The organism is Actinoallomurus sp. NPDC052308, assembly GCF_040679195.1.
In the GTDB taxonomy this organism is placed as follows: Bacteria; Actinomycetota; Actinomycetes; order Streptosporangiales; family Streptosporangiaceae; genus Actinoallomurus; species Actinoallomurus liliacearum.
Genome location: NZ_JBFAUM010000017.1, coordinates 22,980 through 47,232, shown reverse-complemented (window position 1 = coordinate 47,232; position 24,253 = coordinate 22,980). Strand labels below are relative to the sequence as shown.

At 72.6% G+C, this 24,253-nt stretch carries 16 protein-coding genes; 7 read left to right on the top strand and 9 right to left on the bottom strand.

All coding sequences use genetic code 11. The features are described from left to right. Positions 1–82 precede the first annotated feature (82 nt). Positions 83–1,642 (top strand): APC family permease, encoded by a 1,560-nt coding sequence (locus AB0L00_RS30805; RefSeq protein WP_364440571.1) that lies wholly within the window; start codon positions 83–85, stop codon positions 1,640–1,642. A 72-nt stretch (positions 1,643–1,714) separates the two neighbouring features. Beyond that, positions 1,715–3,286 (top strand): NAD(P)/FAD-dependent oxidoreductase, encoded by a 1,572-nt coding sequence (locus AB0L00_RS30800; protein WP_364440570.1) that lies wholly within the window; start codon positions 1,715–1,717, stop codon positions 3,284–3,286. 111 nt (positions 3,287–3,397) lie between these two features. Here AB0L00_RS30800 and AB0L00_RS30795 read toward each other — a convergent pair whose 3' ends face one another. Then, the gene (locus AB0L00_RS30795; protein WP_364440569.1) at positions 3,398–4,225 is read right to left on the bottom strand and encodes a YceI family protein; all 828 of its coding nucleotides are present in this window, start codon (positions 4,223–4,225) and stop codon (positions 3,398–3,400) included. Further along, positions 4,222–6,618 carry an MFS transporter gene (locus AB0L00_RS30790; RefSeq protein WP_364440568.1) on the bottom strand — a complete coding sequence of 799 codons (2,397 nt, stop codon included), beginning with the start codon at positions 6,616–6,618 and terminating at the stop codon, positions 4,222–4,224. Before AB0L00_RS30790 ends, AB0L00_RS30795 begins: the two co-directional genes overlap by 4 nt. Positions 6,619–7,030: 412 nt before the next feature. Here AB0L00_RS30790 and AB0L00_RS30785 point away from each other — a divergent pair, with 412 nt between their 5' ends. Further along, on the top strand, positions 7,031–8,659 hold the full coding sequence (locus AB0L00_RS30785; RefSeq protein ID WP_364440567.1) for a hypothetical protein: 1,629 nt from the start codon (positions 7,031–7,033) through the stop codon (positions 8,657–8,659). Positions 8,660–8,791: 132 nt separating this feature from the next. Continuing rightward, complete coding sequence (locus tag AB0L00_RS30780; RefSeq protein ID WP_364440566.1) at positions 8,792–9,901, top strand: sulfite oxidase; 1,110 nt, start codon at positions 8,792–8,794, stop codon at positions 9,899–9,901. Between the two features lie 45 nt (positions 9,902–9,946). On the opposite strand, the gene AB0L00_RS30775 is transcribed toward AB0L00_RS30780, so the two are convergent. Further along, the gene (locus AB0L00_RS30775) at positions 9,947–11,551 is read right to left on the bottom strand and encodes an FAD-dependent oxidoreductase (RefSeq protein WP_364440565.1); all 1,605 of its coding nucleotides are present in this window, start codon (positions 11,549–11,551) and stop codon (positions 9,947–9,949) included. Between the two features lie 235 nt (positions 11,552–11,786). Then, the gene (locus AB0L00_RS30770; protein WP_364440564.1) at positions 11,787–14,597 is read right to left on the bottom strand and encodes an FAD-binding and (Fe-S)-binding domain-containing protein; all 2,811 of its coding nucleotides are present in this window, start codon (positions 14,595–14,597) and stop codon (positions 11,787–11,789) included. Between the two features lie 459 nt (positions 14,598–15,056). Here AB0L00_RS30770 and AB0L00_RS30765 point away from each other — a divergent pair, with 459 nt between their 5' ends. Then, positions 15,057–16,724, top strand: a complete 1,668-nt coding sequence (locus tag AB0L00_RS30765) for a phosphodiester glycosidase family protein (RefSeq protein ID WP_364440563.1) — start codon at positions 15,057–15,059, stop codon at positions 16,722–16,724. Positions 16,725–16,895: 171 nt separating this feature from the next. Here AB0L00_RS30765 and AB0L00_RS30760 read toward each other — a convergent pair whose 3' ends face one another. Next, entirely contained in the window at positions 16,896–17,870 is a 975-nt protein-coding gene (locus tag AB0L00_RS30760) for a helix-turn-helix domain-containing protein (RefSeq protein ID WP_364440562.1), read from the bottom strand. Between the two features lie 97 nt (positions 17,871–17,967). Here AB0L00_RS30760 and AB0L00_RS30755 point away from each other — a divergent pair, with 97 nt between their 5' ends. Both AB0L00_RS30755 and AB0L00_RS30750 read left to right on the top strand, forming a co-directional pair. Continuing rightward, on the top strand, positions 17,968–18,819 hold the full coding sequence (locus AB0L00_RS30755) for a dienelactone hydrolase family protein (protein WP_364440561.1): 852 nt from the start codon (positions 17,968–17,970) through the stop codon (positions 18,817–18,819). A 96-nt stretch (positions 18,820–18,915) separates the two neighbouring features. Next, on the top strand, positions 18,916–19,980 hold the full coding sequence (locus AB0L00_RS30750) for an ABC transporter permease (protein ID WP_364440560.1): 1,065 nt from the start codon (positions 18,916–18,918) through the stop codon (positions 19,978–19,980). 9 nt (positions 19,981–19,989) lie between these two features. Here the strand turns inward: AB0L00_RS30750 and AB0L00_RS30745 are convergent, their stop codons facing one another. The 4 genes from AB0L00_RS30745 to AB0L00_RS30730 form a co-directional block, all read right to left on the bottom strand. After that, positions 19,990–20,487, bottom strand: a complete 498-nt coding sequence (locus AB0L00_RS30745; RefSeq protein WP_364440559.1) for a MarR family transcriptional regulator — start codon at positions 20,485–20,487, stop codon at positions 19,990–19,992. Then, positions 20,484–21,968, bottom strand: coding sequence for an MFS transporter (locus AB0L00_RS30740; protein ID WP_364440558.1), 1,485 nt, complete (start codon positions 21,966–21,968; stop codon positions 20,484–20,486). Before AB0L00_RS30740 ends, AB0L00_RS30745 begins: the two co-directional genes overlap by 4 nt. Before the next feature lie 104 nt (positions 21,969–22,072). Beyond that, positions 22,073–23,017 carry a DUF523 and DUF1722 domain-containing protein gene (locus AB0L00_RS30735; RefSeq protein WP_364440557.1) on the bottom strand — a complete coding sequence of 315 codons (945 nt, stop codon included), beginning with the start codon at positions 23,015–23,017 and terminating at the stop codon, positions 22,073–22,075. A gap of 108 nt (positions 23,018–23,125) precedes the next feature. Continuing rightward, the gene (locus AB0L00_RS30730; protein ID WP_364440556.1) at positions 23,126–24,229 is read right to left on the bottom strand and encodes a hypothetical protein; all 1,104 of its coding nucleotides are present in this window, start codon (positions 24,227–24,229) and stop codon (positions 23,126–23,128) included. Positions 24,230–24,253: the final 24 nt, after the last annotated feature.

The window sequence follows — 24,253 nt, the reverse complement described above, 5'->3', positions numbered from 1 at the left end:
TCCGGCCGCCTGGAGTAGACAGGCGGGAGACCGACCGGCGGATCGGTCTCCCGGCCGCCGGCCCGGCAGAGAGGCAGTGCCCATGGCCGCCGATGACCGGGGCGACTTCACCCGCCGCTGGGAACACGAGAAGACCCACCTGCGGAAGGCGTTCTTCCGGCTCGACATCGCGGCGTTCCTCATCTGCGCGCTGGTCGGCCTCGACACCCTCGGCACGGTCGCCGCCAAGGGCCCGCAGGGCCTGGTCTGGCTGCTGTTCCTGGCGGTGTTCTTCTTCCTGCCGTACGGGCTGCTCGCCGCCGAGCTCGGGTCCTCGTTCCCGTTCGAGGGCGGGCCGTACGTCTGGACGAAGCTGGCCTTCGGCCGGTTCGCCGCCGGCGTCAACCAGGTGCTCTACTGGCTCTCCAACCCGGTCTGGCTCGGCGGTACGCTCACGATCGTCGCCGTCACCACCTGGGAGAAGTTCTTCTTCGCCCTGCCGGGCGGCTGGAAGTACGCCGGCGGCGCGGTCTTCGTCTGGATCGGCGCGCTGGCGGTGCTGCTCGCGTTCCGCGTCGGCAAGTGGCTGCCCACGATCGGGGCCGTCGCCCGCGTCGTCCTGATCGGCGCCTTCCTCGTCTCGGTGGTCGTCTACGGCGCCGAGCACGGCGTCCACCTGCGCGGAGCCGACCTCAAGCCCACCTACATCGGGTTCGTCGGGCTGGTGCCGGTCCTCGTCTTCAACTACGTCGGCTTCGAACTGCCCAGCACGGCGGCCGAGGAGATGACCGACCCGCACCGGGACGTGCCCGTCGCCATCGCCCGCTCCGGCGTGCTCGCGGTGGTCCTGTACGGCGCGCCGATCCTCGGCATCCTCCTGGTGCTTCCCCACGCGGCCATCGGCAGCCTGGGCGGGTTCGTCGACGCGTGCAAGGCCGTGTTCACGGTCTACGGCGGGCACGTCGCGGCCGACGGCTCGGTGACACTGACCGGCGCGGGCTCGGTCATGGGCAAGATCGCCGCACTCGGGCTCATCATCGGGGTGCTGACCAGCGGCATCACCTGGTCGATGGGCGGCGACCGGGCCCAGGCGGTGGCATGCGCGGACGGCGCCGGACCGGCGTTCCTCGGGAGGTTCTCCGCCCGCTTCGGCACCCCGGTCCGGGTGAACATCCTGTCGTCCGTCGTGTCGACGGTCGTCATGGCGGCGGCGTTCCTGCTGAGCAAGGGCGACGCGCAGAAGTACTTCTCCGCGGTCCTCGGCCTGGCCATCTCCACCACCTTCATCTCCTACCTGCTCGCCTTCCCCAGCCTGTACGTCCTGCGCCGCCGGCTGCCCGACGTCGAACGGCCGTACCGCGCACCCGCCGCGGGCCTGGTGTCGGCGCTGCCGACGCTGTTCGTCGTCTTCACCCTCGTGCAACTCGTGTGGCCGGGGCTGGGGGTCGGCTGGTTCGGCACGTCGGGCGACCCCGCCGGTTCTCTGCCCGAGGGCTTCGCCCACGACCGGCTCGGCTATGTGGTGAGTCAGCTGGTGCCGCTCGCCCTGTGCGTCGGCCTCGGCGTGCTGTTCTACGTGCTCGGAACGCCCACGCGCCGGGCGCGCCGGTCCGCGGTGGAGCCCGGCCCCTCCCCCACCGGGGACGCCCCGGCCGGCCGGTGAGCCCGGACGACGGGCCCTTGTCCGGTCCCGAGAGCCGACCGATACTGGCTCGAGGATCAGTGAGGAGTCGCCGTGTACGACGTCGTCGTGGTCGGCGGTGGGCACAACGGCCTGGTGGCCGCCGCCTACCTGGCGAAGGCGGGCCTGCGGGTCTGCGTCTGTGAGGCACGCGAGGTCGTGGGCGGGGCCGCCGTGAGCGAGCATCCCTTCGGCCCGGACTACACGGTCACCTCCCTGTCGTACGTGGTCAGCCTGCTGCCGCCCGCCCTGGTCCGCGACCTGCGGCTCGACCGGCACGGCTACCACGTGTACCCGCAGGGTCCGTACTTCGCGCCGCGCGCCGACGGCGGGCATCTGCGGCTGCCCGACGATCCGGCGCGGCGCCGGGCGGAGATCGAGCGCTTCTCCTCCAAGGACGCCGCGGCCTACGAACGCTGGGACTCGTGGATGGGCGAACTCGGCCGGATCCTCGCCCCGCTGCTGGACCAGATCCCGCCGAAGCTCGGCTCCCGCCGGCCCGCCGACCTCCTGCGGCAGGCCGCGCTGCTGCGCACCCTGCGCCGCGTCGACGTGCGCTCGGCGGTCGACGTGACCCGGATCCTGACCGACAGCATCGCCGACCTGGTCGAGGACCACTTCGACTCGGACGCGATGCGGGGCGTGCTGTCGGTGTCCGGCGTCATCGGCACCTGGGCGGGCCCCCGGTCCGCCGGCACGGCGTACGTCATGCTGCACCACCACGTCGGTGAGACGACGTGGGGGTTCCCGCGCGGCGGCATGGGCGGCGTGACCCGGGCGCTGGCCGCGGCCGCCCGCGGGTTCGGCGCCGAGATCCGCACGTCCGCGCCGGTGGCCCGCGTCGATGTCCGCGCCGGCCGGGCCACCGGCGTGACACTGGAGTCCGGCGAGGCGCTGACGGCCGGCACCGTCATCACGACGGCGCATCCGAAGATCTCGTTTCTGCGGCTCGTGGACCGCCGCGACCTGCCGGCCGACTTCGTCGCGGACATCGAGCGCTGGAAGACCCGCAGCGGCACCGTCAAGATCAACCTGGCGGTGGACCGGCTGCCGGAGTTCCGTGGCGTCTCCGGCCTCGACCCGGAGGCGCACGGCGGCACGATCGTGCTCGCCGAGTCGCTCGACGACATCGAGGGGGCCTACCAGGACGCCGTGGCCGGCCGGGCCGCCGCGCTGCCGTTCGCGGACATCTGCATCCCCAGCGTGTTCGACGACTCCCTGGCGCCCGAGGGCCACCACGTCGTGTCGATGTTCACCCAGTGGGTGCCGCACACCTGGCACGCCGAGCAGCCGGCGGCGGAGCTGGACGCGTACGCCGACCGGGTGATCGCCCGGATGGAGGCCGTCGCGCCGGGCTTCACCTCCTCGATCCTGCACCGCCAGGTGATCGGTCCGTACGACATGGAGCACGAGTACCACCTGATCGGCGGCAACATCTTCCACGGCGAGCTGACGCCCGGCCAGATGTTCCACGCGCGGCCCGCGGCGGGCTACGCCGACCTGCGCACGCCGATCAGGGGGCTCTACCAGGCCGGGTCGGCCACGCACGGGGGCGGCGGCGTCACCGGCGTGCCCGGCCGCAACGTCGTCGCGCAGGTGCTCGCGGACCGCCGCAGGCGACGGTGACCCGGACGGCGCGTGTCCCGTGAGTCCGCCGCCGGAGACGCCGTCGCACAGGTGCTCGCGGACCGCCGCGGACGGCGGTGACCCGGACGGGCGCGTCCCGTGGGGCCGTCCTCAGACCGGGGGCGGCGAGGTGCCGTGCACCGCCTGGATGTCCAGGACGACGCGGAGCGTCGTGCCGATCGCGCCGATCCCGGCCGCCATGATCTGGTTGTAGGTCATCGCGAAGTCCTCACGGCGCAGTTCGGTGGTGGCGCGGAACGCCGCGCGGACGCCGCCCCACAGGTCCGGGCCGGTGCCGAGATAGGTCAGGTCCAGCTCCGCCGGGCGGCGTACGCCCTTCAACGTCAGCTCCCCGTGCACGGTCCATCGATCGCCGCCGGCCGGGACGACGCGCGTGCCCGCGTAGGTGATGACCGGGAACCGCTCGACGTCGAGAAAGTCACCGCCCCGCAGGTGCTCGTCGCGCAGGGAGTTGGCGGTGTCGATGGAGGCGGCCTTGATCTCGGCGTCGACCCGGGAGCGTTCGACGGGCCGGCCGACGTCGATGCGGCCGCCGAACTCCCCGAACCTCCCGTGGATGCTCGACAGGCCCAGGTGCCGGACGCTGATCAGGATGCTGGAGTGCGCCGGGTCGATAGACCACGGGCCCGGTGGCGGCAGGTCGGTGCCGGTCTGGCGGTCCAGCACGACCGTGCCGAGCTCGGCGGTGCCCGCCGCGCCCACGCGCGCGGTCGAGGCCGACGGTGTGTACCCGATGGCCGTGACGATCGCGGTGTAGCGGCCGGCCGGTAGCGCCTCGGTGCGGACGACGCCCTCGGGGTCCGCCTCGGCGCGGCAAACCTGGTGCCCGGTCATGTCGGCGACCGTCACGACCGCGTGCGGCACCGCCCAGCCGTCCGTGGTCCGGACCCGTGCGCGCAGGCCCCGGTCGTCCGTCATGCCTCCTCCTCGGTGGGATGGCGCAAGGTCAGGCCGAACGTCTCCGAGCCGTTCTCCCCCGCCACCACCGCCATGGCGGCCGGTGGGTAACCCGTGGCGATCACGGTGTACGAGCCGGGGTCGAGGTTCTCGAAGGCGTACGCGCCGTCGGCGCCGGTGGTGGCCGTGGCGACGACGTTGCCGGCGGCGTCCACCAGCGTGACCCGCGCGTCGGCCAGCAGGAGATCGTCGCTGCCGGCGCGTACGGTGCCGCGCACGCGCACGCCGGCGGGCAGCTCGACCTCACAGCGCGTGGTGCCGCCCGCGCCGACCTCCACGTGCAGCGCCGCCGGCCGGTGGCCGCCCGCGCTGACCGCCACGACGCACGTGCCCGCGACCAGGTCGTCGAAGACGAACGCGCCGTCGTCGCCGGTCTGCGCGGATCCGATCACCTCGCCGTGGGCGTCCGTCACGACGACGACCGCCGCGGCGACCGGCCGGCCCGTCGCGGCGGCGCGTACGACCCCCGCGAGGCTCGCGGTGCCGGACAGCGACACGTCATGGCTCAGGGGGCCGTCGCCGAGGACCACGGTGGCCGCCCGCGGCTGATGCCCGTCGGCCGCCGTGATCAGCATGTACGGGCCGCCGCCCGGCGCGCGCAGCGCGTACGTGCCGTCGGGCCCGGTCACGGCCCGGTCGACCTGGCGTCCGCCGAGGTCGATGAGGGTGAGCGCGGCACCGGACACCGGGCCGCCCTCGGCACCGTGCACCCGGCCGCCGACCCGCGCCCCGTCGGGCCCGTCGTACGCTCCGGCCGACGCGGTCCGGGCGTACACCAGGCGCGACTCGCCCCACGTGCCGTCGTCCCGCGGCGCCTCGGCGTACGTCCCGACGGCGGCCAGCTCCCGGGGCGGCTCGGCCTCGGCGCTCCTCTCCTCACGCGGGAGGTCGGCGGCGGATCGGACGGGCGCCGCGGCGCGCGGCGCGCCCCTGCCGTTGACGAGCGCCGCGACGAGAATCGCGGCCAGGCCGACGGCGCCCATCACCCACCAGAGGGCGACCTGGAAACCGTGCACGAGCCCGGCCGCGGCGAGTGCGGGCGACGGGCGGCCGGCGGCGTGGGCCGCGATGTAGCTCGTCGCCGCGGTGGTGCCGATGGTGTTCAGCAGGGCGGTGCCGAGCGAGCCGCCGACCTGCTGCGAGGTGTTGACCATCGCGGAGGCGATGCCGGCGTCCCGCACGTTCACGCCGAGCGTGGCCAGGTTCATCGCGGGCATCATCGTCGTGCCGAGGCCGAGGCCGAGCAGCAGTTGCGAGGGCAGCACCATGTCGACGTAGGCGCTGTCGGCCCGCAGGCGCAGGAGCAGCGCGATGCCGCACTCCGCGATGATGAGTCCGGGGACCATCAGCAGGCGCGCCGGTACGCGGTTCATCAGCCGGGCGGCGATCTGCGTCGAGCCGATGATCATTCCGGCGGTGAGCGGCAGGAACGCCAGGCCGGTCCGGACCGGCGAGTAGTGCCGGACGGTCTGCAGGTAGTAGGTCATGAACAGGAACAGGCCGAACATGCCGATCACTGACAGGCCGACCGCGAGATAGGCGCCGCCGCGGTTGCGGTCGAGGACGACGCGCAGGGGCAGCAGCGGGGCCCTCGTCAGCGCCTCGACCACGACGAACGCCCCGAGCAGCACGCCCGCCCCGGCCAGCAGGCCGATGACGCCGTGGTCGCCCCAGCCCGCCGACTCGGCGCGGGTGAAGCCGTACACGAGGGCGACCAGCCCGCCGGTGACGAGCACGACACCGGGGATGTCGAGGCGCGCACCGTCATGCGGTGCGGGGTCGCGGACGAACGCCAGCGCGCCGACGAGCCCGATGACGGCGATCGGCACGTTGACGTACAGCGCCCAGCGCCAGTTCAGGTACTCGGTGAGCAGGCCGCCGAGGATCAGGCCGATCGCGGCGCCGCCGCCCGCGATCGCGCCGTAGATGCCGAACGCCTTGGCGCGCTCCTTCGCGACCGTGAACGTCACGGCCAGCAGCGATAAGGCCGAGGGGGCGAGCAGCGCGCCGAACGCGCCCTGCAGCGCGCGGGCGCCGAGCAGCATCGCCTCGTCGACCGCGGCACCGCCGACGGCCGACGCGCCCGCGAAACCGATCAGGCCGATGAGGAAGGCGCGCCTGCGGCCGATCAGGTCACCGACGCGGCCGCCGAACAGCAGCAGCCCACCGAACGCGAGCGTGTAGGCGGTGATGATCCACTGCCGGTTCGCATCCGAGATGTCCAGCGCCCGCTGTGCCGACGGGAGCGCGATGTTCACGACGGTCGCGTCCAGGACGACCATCAACTGGGCGAGAGCGATGAAGATCAGTGCGATCCAGCGACGGGGAACCAGAACCGAGGCGGTCGTCGACATGAGGAGAGGTCTCCTAGTGCGGTGTCGGGCGGGCCTGCCGGCGATCGAAGATCAGGGAACCGGGCGGCGCGAGGCGTCCTGAAGTCGCACCCCCTCGTCGCCCTGAGATGATCTCACATTGTGTATCTGTTCCGACACTGACGGTACATCACTGCTTAGCATGGATAAAGGCCGCATGACGGACCGTGTCAACAACGTGACCATCCGAAGCCCCGGCCGTGGTGCGGCGCCCGATGCGCCAGTATCGGGCGCGCCGGATAAGGGCCGACGCCAGGACCTGCGACGTCGGTGGTGGAGGATGGGAGAGTTGGCGGGCGTGCGCTGAGCCCGGTGGGGAAGGAGAGCAGTGACGACATCCATGCGTCCACGTCCGAGCGGCGGCCCAGACGCGATCGGCCGGGCCGCTGACCGCGTGGCCACGGCACCCGCGCCGGACCACCGCTGGGGGTGGGCCCGCCGATGGCTCGCCGTACCGGTGCGCCACCCGTGGATGGTGACCCTTTCACTCGGCCTTCTCGTCATCGCCCTCAACCTCCGGGGCCCGGACCTGCCGGCGCAGTACTTCCGCACCTGGGTGGCGCGTAACGCGGGCCTGGTGGCGTTCAACAACCAGTGGTACGACGGACACAGCCTGCCCGGCTACAGCGTCCTGTTCCCGCCGATCGCCGCGGTCCTGGGCGCGCGGATGACCGGCCTGCTCGCCTGCACCGTCATCACCTGGGCGGCCTGCAGGCTGCTGCCCGGCCCCCGCGACAGCGCGCAGATCTTCTTCCGCCTGGCGCTCGCCATCGGCATCGTCGGCGAGCTGATCATCGGGCAGTTGCCCTTCGCCCTCGGGCTGGCCTTCGGGCTCGCCGCGCTGCTCGCCGCGCTGGAAGGCCTCCCGTCGCTGGTACTGCTGATGGCCGCCTGCTGCTCGCTGTCCAGCCCGCTCGCGGGGCTGTTCCTGCTCCTCGCCGGCCTGAGCTGGGCGCCTCAGGCCGGTTGGCGGCGAGTCGCTCCGCTCGGCTCCGCCGCCCTGGGCATGGCCGTCTCGTTCGTCACCGGCGGCGGCAGCGGCCGGTTCCCCTTTCCCCTGGTGAACCTCCTCGGCGTGCTGCTGTTCAGCATCCTGACCCTGGCCATCGCACCCCGGAGCAGCACGCTGATCCGCCGCTTCGCGGTGATCTACGGCACCCTCAGCGCGGCGCTCTTCTTCGTGCCCAACCCGGTCGGCGCGAACATCGCCCGGCTGGGCAGCACGCTCGCGCTGCCGGCGGCCGGCTACCTGCTGCTCCGTTACCGCCGCCGACTCGTGCTGGCGCTGTTGATCGTGCCGCTGCTCAGCTGGCAGTTGGTGCCCGTGGCGACCGCCCTGGCCAACTCGGCCGGAGACCCGTCGTCCAACGCCACCTACTACGCCGGGCTGCAGTCGTTCCTGGCGACCCGGAAACCGGCGGCGGGCCGGCTCGAGGTCCCCTTCACCCGCGAACACTGGGAGACCGTGTTCCTCGCCCAGCGGTTCCCGCTCGCACGCGGCTGGGAACGGCAGCTCGACCTCCGCTACTCCCCCGCCCTCTACAGGCCGCTGACCGCGGACGGCTACCGCGCCTGGCTGAACGCCAACGCCGTCGGCCTGGTCGCGCTGCCCGACGTCCCGCTCGACCGGGGCGGCCTCTCTGAGGCCGCGCTGCTGGCCAACCCGCCCTCGTACCTGCATGAGGTCTGGCACGACGCGCACTGGAAGGTCTGGGAGGTGGCCGACGGGGTTCCGCTGGCCTCGGGCCCGGCCACGCTGCGCACGCTGGCGGTCTCGTCGTTCATCCTGGACTTCCCGGCGGCCGGCACCGAGACGGTCCGCATCCACGCCAACGACATGTGGGGCGTCGCCGACGGCGGCGCGGCCTGTCTCACCACCACGGCCGACGGCTGGTTCCAGGTGACGGCGCTCCGGCCCGGCCCGGTCCGTGTCCACGCCACCGTCGGGAACATCATCGACCGCGACGTCCACCCCGAGTGCGCCTTCGCCGAGTCGCCCAACCCGTCGATGTCCCCCGGCTGAGCCGCGCCCGCGTACCCGATCCGTGGCCGTCCGACTCGGGCCTCTGCCTCGGCAAAGAACTCCGGGCACGAACTTGGTGCCGCCCAAGGAAGGCGCCGGGGTGGAGGCCGTCCGCGCGGGTAGCGCTCGAGCATGGGGCCCTGGGGGAAGCGGGACGACATCCTGGTGCACCGGTGCGAACCGTTCAACGCCGAGCCTCCGCGGCACGCGCTCGCCCGGCACACGCTCACCGGTACGGAGAGCTTCTACAGCCGCAACCACGGCCCGGTCCCCCGCGTCGACGCCGAGGCCTGGCGGCTGCGCGTCGACGGCCTGGTGGACCGGCCTCTGACACTGTCGCTGAACGAGCTGCGCGAACGGTTCGAGGAGCGTGAGCTCGTCGCCACCGTGCAGTGCGCGGGCAACCGCCGGGCGGGCCTGCTCGAGGTCCGGGACATCCCCGGCGAGGACCCGTGGGGACCCGGCGCCACCTCCACCGCCCGCTGGACCGGCGTACGCCTGGCCGACGTGCTCGCCGCCGCCGGCACGCGGTCCGGCGCCCGGCACGTCGCCTTCGCCGCACCCGACGTCTCGCGGCTCGTCGATCCGCCACAGCCCTTCGGCGGCTCCGTCCCGCTGGCCAAGGCGATCTCCGGCGAGGTCCTCCTGGCCTGGGGGATGAACGGCCGGCCCCTGCCCGAGGCGCACGGCGCCCCGCTGCGGGTGATCGTCCCCGGATGGATCGGCGCGCGCAGCGTCAAGTGGCTGGAGCGCGTCACCGCGCAGGCCGAACCGTCGGACAACTACTTCCAGGCCGTCGCCTACCGCGTCCTGCCGCCGGATGCGGACCCCGACCGGACCGCTCCGGGCACGGGCATCTCACTCGGCCCGGTCGCCGTCAACTGCGCCATCCTTGCGCCCGACGGCGGCACGCCGCTGCCGCCGGGGCCGACGGAGATCACCGGTTACGCGTACGCCGGCGAGGACCGGACCGTGGCCCGGCTGGACGTCTCCCTCGACGGGGGCCACACCTGGGCCCAGGCCGAACTGGACGCGCCGCCGAGCCCCTGGGCGTGGCAGCACTGGCGCCTCACCGTCGATCTGCCGGCCGGTGAGACGGTCGTCACCGCGCGGGCCTGGGACTCCACCGGCGCGACGCAGCCGGAATCCCCCGCCGCGGTCTGGAATCCGAAGGGCTACGCCAACAACTCCTGGGACCGCGTCCGCCTGAGGACGGCCGGGCCCGGCCCGGACGCGCGATAGGGGGCGTCCGGCCCCATTGCCGGACGCCCCCTGGATCATGGCGGCTCAGTAGCCGTGCACCCCGTCCGGCCAGTGCAGCTCCACCCCGGACCGGACGAGCCGTTCCTGGTAGTCGGACAGCAGGTCCGCCTTCTCGCGGACGGCGTACGGCGTCGCGGACCGCTCCATGCAGAACGCCGCGAGGGTGCCCGCCGCCTCGCCGATGTTCCACTCGACGGGGTGCAGGCGGTACGCGCCGTTGCTGATGTGCGTGGTGCCGACGTTCTTGGCCGCGGCCACGAGGTTGCGCATCCGCCGGGGGATCAGGGCGCCCAGCGGAATCTCGAACGGCGAACAGCCCACGTCGATGTAGTTGTCGCCGCCGGTCGAGGGGTGCAGGTCGATCCGGTACATGCCGACGCCGACCGAGTCCTCGTACCGGACCGCGCCCTTGTCGCCGCGTACGGCCAGGGACAGGTCCTGCTCGGGCACGGTGTACAGCGCGCGGATCCGGCGCGACTCCCGGATGTAGGGGGCCTGGGCGAGGCCGTCGGCGCCACCGGTGACGTCGCCGCGCAGCCGCAGCCCCGGGTATCCGGTGCCGCCGTCCGGCCGCGGCGCCTCGGTCTGCATCCAGTACAGCGCCGACCGCGACAGCTCCCGCGCGGCCTCCACGTGCCGGTCGGCGTCCGGCACGTCGATGATCGAACCGTCGAAGTAGTCGATCATCGGCCAGTTCACCAGCGTGATGTCGCTGGCGTAGGCGCCGTCCGCGAACAGGCCCCGCGCGGCGATCCGGCGGAACGACCACAGGTCCAGGTCGCCGCCGAAGCGCTGCTGGTCGCCCAGGACGGCCATCGGGTCGCCCTCGGGGTTCGGCGTGAAGGTCCGCTCGACCGGCTCCAGCGTGCGCGGGATCGGCGCCCGCCACGACAGCAGGCGGTCGCCCCAGAAGTCCGGCTGGTACGCGCGCCAGTAGTCGTAGGTCTTCGGCCGTTCGATCGTGTGGTCGCCGGGCACGTGGTCCATGGCGAAGCAGACCGAGATGGCCTGCATGTTCTGCGGCTGGGCCTCCGCCGGAGCGCTGGGCTCGCCGGTGTCCGCCTGCGATTCGAAGCCTGTGACATACTCCGTGCCGGTCAGCGGCAGCAGCTCACCGGTCTCGGTGGCGTCCAGGACGTACTCGGCGGACACGGTCGCCCGCGCGCCGGTGTCGCGGTGCGCGAAGGTCACCGCGGTGACGAGGTCGCCCTCGGTGTCCGCCCCAATCGGCCGGTACGGCTGCAGCACGCGCAGCCGGCCGGAGCCGCGGTAGGGGGCGAGCATGGCCTCGATGACGGCCACGGCGACGCGGGGCTCGTGGCAGAGCCGGCTGACCCAGCCGGCGCCGGGGTTGAGCTCGTCCCACGCGTGGGCCGACCCGGTCAGCGGGTAGTGGTCGCGGTAGTGGTCGCGGATCCCGTCACGCAGCGCGCGATAGGTGGCCGTGACGCCGAAGCGCTCGACCCAGCTGTGCTCGTCCGGGGGTACGGCCTGGCTGGTCAGCTGACCGCCGAGCCAGTCGTACTCCTCGGTCAGGACGACCGAGGAGCCGGCCTTGGCGAGTGCGAGCGCGGCGGCGACGCCGCCCAGACCTCCGCCCACGACGAGGGCATCGGTGTGAATCTCCATGAGGGGAAGAACTCCTGTGAAGGGCCGCCCGCTGTGATCGGTGACGCCAAGGGAAGGAGGGGACGTCCGGTACGCGGGGCGGGGGGATGTCATCCAGAGATGACGTTTACAACGGCAGGAGTCACCCTGGGTATTCCCGGCCCGTCACCGCGGGTGCGTCGGCGCCGACCCGAGGTGATCAGGATGGTCCTCCCACCGAGCGCGCCGAGCCGTGTCGGCGGCCGGGACGGCCCGGTCAGACGGTGCCCTGGTCGAGGAGTTCGAGCAGGTGGTGGTAGGTCTCGCCGGTCGCGCGGGTCAGGCCGATCTCGCAGGTCCGGTTGACCGAGGCGTGGGCGGCGAAGTCGCCGCGGGCGACCGACTCCGCCTCCGCGCGGGTCGCCGAGGCGGTCAGCTCCGGGTGGAGCATGCCGCGGTCGCCGGCGAAGCCGCAGCACTGCCAGCCCTCGGGCACGACGACCTCTTCGGCGACCGCCTCGGCGATGCGGGTGATGTCCCCCTCAAGGCCGAGCCGGGTCGAGGAGCAGGTCGGGTGCAGGGCCAGCGAGGGCAGGCGCCGGGCCGCGGGCAGCCGGGGCAGGACGCGCTGCGCCACGAAGCTCACCGCGTCCAGCACTTCGACGGCCGGCCCGGCCGCGGCGGCGAGCCGGCGGAACCCCTCCGTGCAGGACGCGGCGTCGCTGATCACCGGGATCCGGCCGCCGTCTGTGGCGGCGAGCAGGGACTCGCGCACCTTGCGGCGCATGACCTCGTACCCCTTGGTGAAGCCCTTGGACGACCACGGAGTGCCGCAGCAGAGGTTCGCGATGTTCTCGGGCACGCGCAGCCGCAGGCCCGCCCGTTCACTGAGGCGCAGCACCGCGGCCATGACGCCGGGGCCGCCTTCGGCGGGGGCGAACAGGGTGTTCAGGCAGGAGGGCACGTAGACGGCGTCCGCGTCCGGCGCGGGCGCGGGCCGGCGGGGCGAGCCTCCGCTCGGCAGGTCGCGGCTCCACTCCGGGACGGTGTCCGGGTCGCCGATCCTGCGGGCCGCCCGGGCGGCCGCCTCGACGGCCCCGGGCGGTGCCGCGGCCGCGACGTCGAGCGCCTTCTCCATCGCCCGCGTCACCGTCCCCCAGTGGTCGGCGGCGGTCTTCCAGCCGGCCTGGGCGACGCGGCCGTGGCTCTGACCGCGCAGCCGCTTGGTGAGGTCGCCGGTGTTGATCAGTACGGGGCAGGCGGTAGCGCACATGCCGTCCACGGCGCAGGTCTCGACGGCGTCGTACTCGTACTCCCGCTCCAGCCGCCGGGCCAGGTCTCCGTCGCCGGCGGCCCGGGCGGCGGCCAGCTCACGGCGCAGCACGATGCGCTGGCGCGGCGTCGTGGTGAGGTCGCGGCTGGGGCAGACGGGTTCGCAGTAGCCGCACTCGACGCACCGGTCGACCTCGGGTTCGACGGTGACGACGGACTTGAGGTCCCGCAGGTGGGCCTGCGGGTCGTCGGTCAGCACGACCCCCGGGTTCAGCGTGTCGCCGGGGTCGCACAGCCGCTTGACCTCCCGCATCACCGCGTAGAGCTCGTCGCCGTACTGGCGCCGCACGAAGGGGGCCATGACCCGGCCGGTGCCGTGTTCGGCCTTGAGCGTGCCGCCACGGCCGAGGACGGCGTCGACCATGTCCTCGGTGAAGTCCGCGTAGCGCCGCAGGTCCGTGCCGAAGTGCTCGTTCAGCATGAAGTGCAGGTTGCCGTCCTTGGCGTGCCCGAAGACGACGCTGCGTTCGTAGCGGTACTTGGCGAACAGCTCCGCGAGGTCGTCGCAGAGGTCGGCGAGGGCGGGGACGGGGACGGCGACGTCCTCCAGCAGCGCCGTCATGCCGCTGGGTCGGGCGCCGGCGACGGAGGCGTACAGGCCCTTGCGGATGTGCCAGAGCGCCGCCCGGCCCCGGGCGTCCCCGCTGAGCCGCGCCGGAGCGGCCAGGTCGAACGCGGCGAACAACCGCTCGGCCGCGCGTTCGCGGTCGGCAAGGAGCTCGGGGTCCGACTCCTGCCACTCCACCAGCAGCGCCGCGTGGTCCTCCACGGTCAGCGTGCGCAGGACGTCCTCGGCCTTGGGATCCTCCTGAGCGACGAGCAGGGACTCGGCGTCCAGCAGCTCGACGGCGGCCGGGTGCACCGCGACGATCTCGGGCACCGCGGCCATCGCCGTCCGCAGCGTGGGAAAGACGAGCAGGCCGGTCGCGGCCAGGCGGTGCGCCGGCACCGTGCGCAGGACCGCCTCGGCCACGAAGGCGAGGGTGCCCTCGCTGCCGATGACGAGGTGCGCGAGGATCTGCGCGGGCGAGTCGTGGTCGAGGAAGCTGTTCAGCCCGTAGCCCATGGTGTTCTTCAGCGCGAACTGAGCCTTGATTCGGCGCACCGACTCCGGGTTGCCGCGGATCCGGTCCCGCAGGCGTTCCAGGCCCGCCGCCAGGTCGGGTTCGAGGGCACGCAGGCGGGCGTCGGCGTCGGGCGCGCCGGTGTCGAGGACGGTCCCGCTGGGCAGCACGAGGACCATCGACTCGAGGGTCTCGTAGGTGTTGGCGTGGGTGCCGCAGGTCATACCGCTGGAGTTGTTGGCGACGACCCCGCCGATCGTGCAGGCCGCCTCACTGGCCGGGTCGGGCCCCAGCCTGCGGCCGTGGGGGGCGAGCCTGGCGTTGACCTGCCGCAGCACGGCGCCCGGCTGCACCCGGACGCGAGAGCCGCCGTCGAGCACCTCGATGCCGCGGAAGTGCCGCCGGGTGTCCACCAGCAGGTGGTCCGTGACCGCCTGCCCGCTCAGGCTGGTGCCGCCGGACCGGAACGTCAGCGGCAGACCGGCGCGCATCAGCGCGCCGACCTGCTCGGCGCTGCGCGGCACGAGGACCGCCTGCGGGGTCAGCAGATAGTGCGACGCGTCGTGCGCCATGCCGAGCCGGTCACTCGCACGCGAACGGGTGATCCCCGGTACCGCGGCCTCGACCGCCGCCAGGACGGCGGGATCCGGCGCGGGCAGCCTCGGCGATGGTGTGGTGCGGGTGACGCTCATGCTCTCTTCGTCCGATGGGATGGTCGCCTACCGGCGTACGCCGATCGACCTTTTCGGTCGATCTGTCGCGATAAGTCCGCCAAAAGCCATGCTAGCGCCGCCGTACGCGGACGCCTCTCCTCACCGTAGGCCGGAGACGTTCCACAGTCGGGCGGTCTTGTCGTAGCTCGCGGCGGCCAGGATGCCGCCGTTCGGGCCAGTTCGGCGAGCATCCGGTAGTGCCCGACCATGCGCGGATCGGATGCCCGCAATGGCCTCAAGGCCACCTCCGGCTCGTATGCCGCCCTTGAAAAGACAGCTCTGTGTATCAGAGACCCGAGTGCCCCGCCAACGCATCGAATTCGGCATTCGGCCACTTTCAAGGTCTTCTGGAGCGATCCAGCGTTCCGTAGGATGCCGACGCCATTGATCAACATCAGGTGATCGTCCAGCCGGGACCACCGGCACCGAGGAGGCGTCGTGAAGCAGGGAGTTCGGCGGGGGTGGCTCGCGGGTGCCGCGGCCCTCACGCTGTTGTCGACGACTGGAACGGCGGCGCGCGCGGCCACCCCCGGTACGGCCCCCGCGCTCGCGGAGACCGGCCGGTCCGCGACGAATCCGGGTTCGCTGCCGCTCGGTCCCGCCGGTCTGGCGGAGACCCGAACCACCCAGGACGTCGCCCCGGGCGTCACCCTCACGACCATCACGCGCGGCCGGGTGTCGCCCGACGACTACTGGACCATCGAGGTCGGCATCCCCACCTCCTCCGACGTTCCGCCGTCACCCGACCCGGACGCCGTCACGGCGGTGCTGGGAACGCACACGGCGGCCGACGCGGTCGTCGCCCAGCTCACGGCGGCCGGCTGGACCGGCCAGGCGCAGCCGGTGTCCACGCCCGCGTTCGCCGACGTCAAGGCGGGCGTGATCGGCTACCGGGTACGGGTCGGCCGGTACGCCACCCAGGACGCCGCGAACGCCGCCGCCAAGCAACTGAAGGCGGCGCGCTTCAAGCCGTCGGTGGTCTACACCGGCTTCGACGGCGACTCGACCACCGGGCCCTGGGTCGTCCGCGCCCTGACCATCGACTTCCACCGGTTCCGCGGCAGCGTCGCCGAGTCGCACGACGCCACGCTCGCGGGCCGCCGGACGACCACCCAGATCGCCCAGGACACCGGAGCCCTCGCCGCCGTGAACGGCGGGTTCTTCGTCATCTCCGAGAACGACGGGGTGCCCGGCGACACGGCCGGCATCGTCGTGGAACACGGCAGGCTGCTGCACGACGCGACCAACGGCCGGGTGGCGGCGATCCTGCGGGACGGCGGCCGCCGGGTCGAGCTCAAGAAGCTGTGGACCGGCATCGACCTCGTCGACGAACACGGCCGTACGCACCGGGTCGAGGGACTCAACCGCACGCCCGGAGTGATCCGTGACTGCGGCGGCGACGCGGAGGACAGCCCGACGTCACTGCCCCGGCACGACGTCACCTGCACGGACCCGAACGAGATGGCGGTGTTCACGCCGGAGTTCGGCGGGCCGCTGCCGACCGGGCCCGGCACCGAGGCCGTACTGGACGCACACGGCACGGTCGTGTCGGCCGGCCCGCGCACCACGACGTCGGTGCCCGCCGGCGGTCAGGTGATCGAGGCGATCGGCACCGAGGCGTCCTGGCTCGGCGAGCACGCGGTCGTCGGGCACCGGCTGCGCCTCCGCACCCAGATCACCGGCCCCGGCGGCCGGACGGTGCGCTTCGGGCCGAACGACTCGGTCGTCAACGGCGGGCCGCAGCTGGTCACCGACGGCAGGGTCGCCATCGCCCCGCAGGCCGACGGGCTGGTTCACCCGGATGACCCGTCGTTCTACTACGGCTGGGTACTGCGCCGTAATCCTCGCACCATGATCGGCACGGATCGGCGCGGACGGCTTCTGCTCGCCGAGGCGGACGGCCGGCAGGCGTCCCTCAGCCAGGGCCTGTCCATCGCCGAGACGGGGCAGGTGATGAAGAGCCTCGGCGCGGTCCAGGCGATGAACCTCGACGGCGGCGGCTCGTCGACGATGGTCGTCGGCGGCCAGATGATCAACTCGCCTTCGGACGCCACCGGCCAGCGTCCCGTCGGCGACGCCGTCGTCGTCCTGCCGTCGCGCCGCTAGGACGTGTCCGACGAATCCCGTTCGTAGCGAGCGGGATTCGGCAGATACGCCCCAGCCGTAAGCGCGCCGGGGGATCGCGTCTCCGCGCCGAGTTCGAACGGCTCCTACCGTCACCGACCTGGCGGCGACGCCGCTCCCCCGGCCCGCCCACCTGTCATCCGGGGGAGGCCGTCATCGGCCGGTGCCACGCCGGAAGGTCGCGCGGTAGTCCCCTGGGCGTCGTCCGGTGTGCTTCGCGAAGAGAGCAGCGAAGGTTCCGGCGTCCTTGTACCCGACCGCGGTGCGGATGCCGGCGACGGTTCGATCCGTGGTCTCAAGGAGGTGGCGGGCGCGACGGACCCGCGACGACTGCAGGTACTCCAGCGGGCTCTGGCCGGTCTCATCGGCGAAGCGCCGCAGCAGCGTCCGGGTGCTGACATTGAACGTCTCCGACAACGCGGCCAGGTCGTACCGGGCGGCGAGGTTCTGGTCGAGTCGGCGCATGACCCTGCGGGAGAACTCGTTTCCGGGCCGCGGAAGAAGTCGTGCGTCGACGTAGGGAGTCTGGGATGACCGCGCGTCGTCGACGAGCGCCACCCGCGCGGTCGTCCGTGCCACGCCGGCACCGCTGTGTTCGCGGATCAGTTCCAGCGCGAAGTCGTACATGGCGCTGAAGGCCGCCGTCGTCGTCACGCCCTTGTCGGTGACGACCAGACGTTCGGGCCGGACATCGGCGTCCGGGCAGCGTCGGGCCAATTCGTCGGCGAAAAGCCATGCCGTGGTGGCCTGGCGCCCGTTGAGCAGTCCGGCCTCGGCGAGCAGGAACGCGCCGACACAGATCGAGACGACGACGTTGCCCGTGGCCGCGTGTGAGCGGATCACGGCGACTTCAAGGGCGAGGGCGGCGAGCCGGGCGTCCAGGTCGAGGCCCGGCGCGAGCTCGAACCCGGGCACGACAAGGACGTCGACCTCGCGCGGCGCACAGATGGCCAGCGCCGAACCGCCCGATGCGGCGACGCGACGACGAGGCGAAACGATCGACACCTCATATCCGGCGCGGTCCGGGCCGGCCACGCGCGTGGCCATCGTCAACAGATCGGGCACGCCGAACACCTCGGACGCGAAGCAGCCCGGATAGGCCAGGACACCGACCCGCAGTGCGCTCACGCCCGCCTCCTCGCCACCATGCCGTTGGCGAGATTACCCCCATGCATGGCGGTCTGGCCTATCGCCTGGTACGCGCACATCGGTCCACGCTGTCCCCATGAGCGCTGCGAACGAACGCCTTGACGACGCGATCACGGACTTCTCCCGCCGGCTCGTGGAGGTGGACGGGGTGGTGAAGACGGTCTACGCCGCGGGTTGCGGGCCGGCCGTCGTGCTGATGCCGGAGATGCCTGGCATCAGCCCTGACGTCCTTCGGCTGGCGCGATGGGTGCGGGATGCGGGCTTCGCCGTCTACGTCCCCTCACTCTTCGGGGTCGACGGCGCCTATCCGACGGCCGAGGGTGGCAGGGAGGTCGTCCGCCGTGCGTGTGTCAGCGCCGAGTTCCGAGCGTTCGCCGGGGGCGGCACCAGCCCTGTCACGGCGTGGCTCCGTGGACTTGCGCGCCAGGCCCACGCCGAACGCGGCGGTCCGGGAGTCGGCGCGATCGGACTGTGTTTCACGGGCAACTTCGCCCTCACCATGGCGCTCGAGCCGGCCGTCATCGCGCCAGTGGTCAACCACCCGTCATTGCCGCTGGACGACCCCGCCGGGCTGGAGATCAGCGACGAGGACGCGCGCGCGGTCCAAGAGCGCGTCGCGCGCGATGGACTGAAGGTTCTCGCCTACCGCTTCGACGACGACCGCTGGTGCACCGGCCGGCGCTTCGCCGCCTACCGGACACTCCTCGGCGACGCCTTCGACGGCCGTGTCCTCTCGGGCGGTTCCGCCAACACCGACCCGCCCCCGTTCTTTCGAGACGTGGTCGAGACCCCCCACAGCGTCGTCACCGCCCACCTCATCGACGAGGACGGTCATCCCACCCTGAAGGCCAGGGACGAGATCCTCGCCTTCCTGACCGACCGCCTGAGCCCGTCTGGACACTCCGAGGGCAACGGCCAAGCCCCCTGAAGTGCCTGTTCCAAGGGTTCACAGCCACCAAGCCCCCACCCTGCGGGGAGCGCCCCCAAGACATCCCCGCCGGCATCCGCTGATTAGCGTGGTGGCATGTCCGAGACGCCGGTCCACGGCGCGCACGGCAGGCCGCCCACCCGCGCGGAACGCTGGGCGGCTTTCAAACGGTCACCATTCCTGCCCGCGATCGTGCTGATGTTCATCATCTCGGCCGCCGCCGGGCTGTTCGCGGGCTCGTACACCTACTCCATGGCCAACCCCACGCCGCACTCGGTCCCGGCGGCGATCGTGGGGAACCACCGGCCGGCGGCGGCCAAGGCGTTCATCACCGGGCTGGAGAAGGCGCTGAACGCCTCGGTCAAGATCTACCCGTACGAGAGCCGGGCGGCGGCCGTCGACGCGGTGGACGCCCAGAGGGTCTTCGCGATCTTCGAGTTCCGCGACTCCGGCCGGGAGGTCACCGTGGACGTGGCCGGGGCCTCGGGGGCCTCGGTGGCCCAGTTGCTGGCGCAGACGACACCGGAAGTGGGCCGGGCCACGGGCGTCTCCGTCACCGTACGGGACATCAAGCCGCTGCAGCGCGGCGATCCGCATGGGCTGGCCGTGTTCTACATCTCGATCGCCGCCGTGATCCTCGGGTTCGTCGGCGCCGTCCAGCTCAGCGTGCACGCGGAGGCGCTGACGCCGCTCGAGCGGATCGGCTTCACGGCGGCGTACTCGCTGCTCGGCGGGTTCGTCATCGTGGCGATCGTGACCTGGCTCCTGGACGCCCTACGCCTGCCCTTCGTCCAGTCCTGGCTGATCCTGTCGTTCACGATGTTCACCTGCGGCATGGTCTTCACGATGTTCAGGACCTTGTTCGGGCGCTGGGCGATGCTGCCCACGTGGAGCCTGATGGTCCTGCTCGGCAACCCGTCTTCGGGAGGCGCGGTCTCCTGGGCCCTCCTCCCCTCCCCTCTCGGCACCATCGGCCGCTGGCTTCCGCCCGGCGCGTCGGTCAACGCCCAGCACACGGCGATCTACTTCCCCCACCACCAGCACGCGTTCCCGTTCCTCGTCCTGGCGGGCTGGTCGCTCGTGTCCTGCGCCGTCTTCTGGACCTGGCGGCACCGCCACCCCGGACGCCTCGAGAAGAGCCCCGCGCACGCGGCGGAATGACGTCCTCTCTCAACCCTGCGGGGACCGGAGCGCAGCCATGATCCGGTCGAGGGCCGCCAGGTCCTCGGGGGCGAGGGCGAGGAGCGAGCGCGGCGGCCGGGCCAGGATGCGTTCGGCCTGCTCGGCCGCTGCCACCCCGGCCGGCGTGAGAGTGACGATCTTGCAGCGGCGGTCGTCCGGATGGACACTGCGCTCGACGAAGCCGCGCCGCTCCAGATCGTCGACGACCAGCGTGGTGTACGGCTTCTCGGTGGCCAGCCTGCTGGTCAGCTCACGCATGGTCAGCGGACCGGGCAGCAGCCGGCGCAGCGCCTTCGCGCGAAAGAAGCTCATGCCGAGGGTCTCGGCGACCTCCTTGCGCCGGTCCTCCTGCTTGAGGACGAGCGAGCACATCGCCGCCCAGACCCGGGCGACCGCGTCCGGGTCGGCGGCGGCCGGGGCGACCGCGTCGCGCACGGCCCCGGGACCGGCGTCCAGGGCACCGGACGTGGTGTCGCGCTCGCTCATGCGGTCTCCGCCGTTTCGGTCGAGCCGTGGATGAGTCGCTCGGCCGTACGCTCGGCGGTCCGCCTGGCCCAGCGACCGGTGGTGATGATACCGAGGAGAAGGATCACGGCGCCGCATCCGACGGCGACCCACCAGCCGACGTGGCTGGCGGTCGGAAACCCGGTGCGCAGCGACCCGTGCACGGCGGACATGGCCAGAGAGCCGATGACGGCGACACCGAGCGACTGGCCGATCTGCCGGCTGGTGGACGCGACCGCGGCGGCGACACCCGCCTGCGTGCGCGGCATCCCGGAGACGGCGGTGTTGGTGATCGGCGCGTTGAGCATGCCGAAGCCGAGGCCGAACAGCACGTACGCCACCATGAGCCGCCAGAGTGGGGTGTGCGCGGTGAGGCCGGTCAGCATCAGGGCGCTCAGCGTGATGGCCGCGCCGGCGACGACCAGAGGCAGCCGCGGGCCCGCGTTGCCCACGATCCGCCCGGACAGTGGCGCGCAGACCGCCGTCAGCCCGGCCATCGGCAGGGTGAGCAGTCCGGCGTGGAGCGCGGTGTGGCCGAGCGCGTCCTGCAGGTAGAGCGTGTTGAGGAACAGGAAGCCGCCCAGCGCGGCGAAGCCGCAGATCGCGATGACCGTCGCTCCCGCGAACGGGGCGCTCCGGAAGAACCGCGGGTTGATCAGCGGTTCGGCACGCCGCAGCTCGTACGGCAGGAGGCAGGCCAGGGCGAGGGCGGCGCCGAGGAGGCAGCACAGGGTCTGCGCGGAGGCCCAGCCGGCGGACGGCGCCTCGATGACCCCGTAGGTGAGGCCGGCGAGCAGCGCGCAGATCAGGAGCTGGCCGATCGGGTCCAGCGGGCGGGCGCGCGGCGCGCGCGACTCCGGCACGAACAGCGCGCACAGGACGATCGCGAGCAGGCCCACGGGGATGTTGATCCAGAAGATCGCCTGCCAGCCGGCCGAGGCGACCAGCGCGCCGCCCACCACCGGGCCCATGGCCATGCTGAGACCGACCACGCCGCCCCAGACCCCGATGGCCCGCGCGCGTTCCCGGGGGTCGGTGAACGTGTTGGTGATGATGGACATGGCCACCGGGTTCATCATCGAGCCGCCGACGGCCTGCACGACGCGGGCGGTGACGAGCCAGCCGAGGCTCGGGGACAGCGAGCACAGCAGCGAGCCGAGCGTGAAGAGCGCGAGGCCCGTCTGGAAGGTGCGGCGCCGGCCGACGCGGTCGGCCGTGGAGCCGGAGAGCATGAGCAGCGCGGCCAGCACGACGGTGTAGGCGTCGATCACCCACTGCAGGCCGGAGACGGAGGCGTGCAGATCGTGCTGCATGGACGGCAGCGCGATGTTCACGATCGTGTTGTCCAGCCCGACGATGAACAGGCTCATGCAGCAGATCCCCAGGATGAGCCAGCGCCGACGCCGACCCGGATCCTGGCGATGTGTCCCGCTATGAGCGGCGACGCCATCAGTTATAGACATATAACCATTATGCCCGCTAACTAACTCGGCCGCGAGCGCGGCGGACGGCGGAGGCTCCGGGAGGCGGTCACGTCCTCCCGGCGCTCGGCCGCCCCAGGCGGCGATCAGAGGTGATGGCGCAGGCGAAGGGCGGCCGGGAAGGGCGCCAGGTAGGTCTGGTCCGCGGCCCAGGCGAGGCCGTCCCCGCGGGCGTGATGGCTCAGCAGGGCGACGGGCACGCTGAGCGGCGCGCCGCCGAGGCGGTACTCCTCGATGCTCGCGACGATGTCCTGCCGCCGTGTGGCGTCGAGCACCTCGCTGATCTGGCCGAACACGTGCTGGAGCGCGTTCGCGTTGCGCCCCCGCGTGGCCTTGCGGGCCAGCGCGGTGTCGAACAGCTCACGGTAGGCGGCCTCGATCTCCGCTCGCGGCCGGTCGCCGACCCGTGCGACGACCCGCCCGATCAGCCGGTATCCGGCGGGGTCGTGCGCGAGGATCTGCACCTTGTGGCGGGTGTGGAAGGCCACCAGGTCACGCGGGCGCCAGTCGCCGTCGAACAGCGCGCGCAGCCGGGCGCGGGCGAACACCCGCTCGACGAACGCCTCGCGGAGCCCGGCGTCGTTCAACCGGCCCTCGTCCTCCACCGGCAGCAGCGGGTCCGCGTCGATCAGCCGCGCCGCGTACACGCCCCGGCCGCGCCGATCGGCGGGCCGTCCGTCCGCGGCGTACCGCGGGATGCCCCGGACGCCGCAACTCGGCGACTTGGCCTTGAACACCTGACCGTCGAGGCCCGAGGCCAACGGCAGGGCGGCCATCGCGGCGGTGTGGTCGGCGGCCAGGCTCCGGCTGACCAGCCGATCGTCGGCCGTCAGCCGCAGCGTCTCCCGCGGCGTCCCGAGACCGATCTCCATCTCCGGGCAGAACGGCACCCAGTCGACGTAAGGGGCGAGCTCGTCGGTGAGGAAGCGGCAGCGGCTGTGCCCGCCGTTGAACCGGACCGGGTCGCCGAGCAGACAGCTCGACACCCCGATCCGCGGCCGGCCGACCGCGTCGCTCTCCGGAGCCGCCATACGCCCCACTGTATTCCGGCCCTCACGACGACCCGGCACCCACCGGGACCTGGGACCACCGCCCGTGGCGACGGTGGCCGGAGCGCTCCGAACGGCCGGCGGGACCGGTCACCGCAGGACGCCGGTGTGACCGAGGGAGTAGCGGCCGGGCTGGGGGTAGACGCAGAGCCCGTGTGGACCCTTGCCGACCGGGAGCCTGCGGAGCAGCCGCCCGTCGGTGGTCGAGATGGCGTAGACCACGCCGTCGTAGCGGCCGGACAGCCACAGGATCTTTCCGTCGGCAGAGACGCCGCCCATGTCCGGCGAACCGCCTCCGGGCAGCCGCCACGTACGGGCGACGCGCCGGTCGGCGAAGGACAGCAGCGAGATCGACCCTTCACCCCGATTGGAGACGTACAGGTACTTCGAGGCACGGTCGGGGTAGAGCCCGTGCGCGCCCCGGCCGGTGCGGACGAACCCGATCTTCCGGAAGGTCGCGGCGTCGATCACCCAGACGCCGTCGGCCATCATGTCGGCGACGTAGAAGACGCTGCCGTCCGGGGCCAGCTTGACGTCCTGAGGCATCGAACCGCGGCCGAGTCGCAGCGTGCCGATCACCTTCTGCCGGCGGGTGTCGACCTTGAGGAGGTCGCCGGAGAACTCGCACGCGGTGAGGAAGAAGTCACCGGCGGCGGAGAAGTCCGCGTGGTTCGGGCCCCGGCACGGCACGTTCACCCGGTGCACCGGCCGCATCGTACGGGCGTCCAGGAAGTCGATCCGCTGCAGCCGCTCCGCCATGACGATCGCGAACCTGCCGTCCGGGGTGAAGTACAGGTTGTACGGGTCCTGGACCGGTACCGGCCGACCGGGCCGGCCGGTGCGCGGATCGATCGGCACCAGGTCGCCCGAGTCGTTGTCGTTGACCCAAAGCGTCTTCAGGTCCCAGGACGGCACCACGTGCTGCGGGGTCCGCCCGACCCGGAACCGTCCGACCCTCTTGAAGGTGCGCTGGTCGAAGACGATGACGTCATCGCTCCGGCTGTCGGGCACGTACACGCGCGCGGGGAACCCGCGCACGACCGGACTGAGCATGCCGGGCCGATCGTGGGCATAGACGTCGGGCCGGGTCCCGCGGGGCGCGGCCACCGGTGGTGGCGGCGCTTGGGGAGGACGCTGCCGGACCGCGTCCGACGCACACCCGGCCGCCAGCGCCGCGACGGCCGTCACGAGCACACGTCTCATCATCTGGGCGGCTCG

Bases quoted from the DNA above. Each gene is read 5' to 3' on its own strand.
- AB0L00_RS30770 (WP_364440564.1), bottom strand. From the start codon at position 14,597: ATGAGCGTCACCCGCACCACACCATCGCCGAGGCTGCCCGCGCCGGAT.
- AB0L00_RS30775 (WP_364440565.1), bottom strand. From the start codon at position 11,551: ATGGAGATTCACACCGATGCCCTCGTCGTGGGCGGAGGTCTGGGCGGC.
- AB0L00_RS30805 (WP_364440571.1), top strand. From the start codon at position 83: ATGGCCGCCGATGACCGGGGCGACTTCACCCGCCGCTGGGAACACGAG.
- AB0L00_RS30790 (WP_364440568.1), bottom strand. From the start codon at position 6,618: ATGTCGACGACCGCCTCGGTTCTGGTTCCCCGTCGCTGGATCGCACTG.
- AB0L00_RS30755 (WP_364440561.1), top strand. From the start codon at position 17,968: ATGAGCGCTGCGAACGAACGCCTTGACGACGCGATCACGGACTTCTCC.
- AB0L00_RS30780 (WP_364440566.1), top strand. From the start codon at position 8,792: ATGGGGCCCTGGGGGAAGCGGGACGACATCCTGGTGCACCGGTGCGAA.
- AB0L00_RS30735 (WP_364440557.1), bottom strand. From the start codon at position 23,017: ATGGCGGCTCCGGAGAGCGACGCGGTCGGCCGGCCGCGGATCGGGGTG.
- AB0L00_RS30745 (WP_364440559.1), bottom strand. From the start codon at position 20,487: ATGAGCGAGCGCGACACCACGTCCGGTGCCCTGGACGCCGGTCCCGGG.
- AB0L00_RS30795 (WP_364440569.1), bottom strand. From the start codon at position 4,225: ATGACGGACGACCGGGGCCTGCGCGCACGGGTCCGGACCACGGACGGC.
- AB0L00_RS30750 (WP_364440560.1), top strand. From the start codon at position 18,916: ATGTCCGAGACGCCGGTCCACGGCGCGCACGGCAGGCCGCCCACCCGC.
- AB0L00_RS30740 (WP_364440558.1), bottom strand. From the start codon at position 21,968: ATGTCTATAACTGATGGCGTCGCCGCTCATAGCGGGACACATCGCCAG.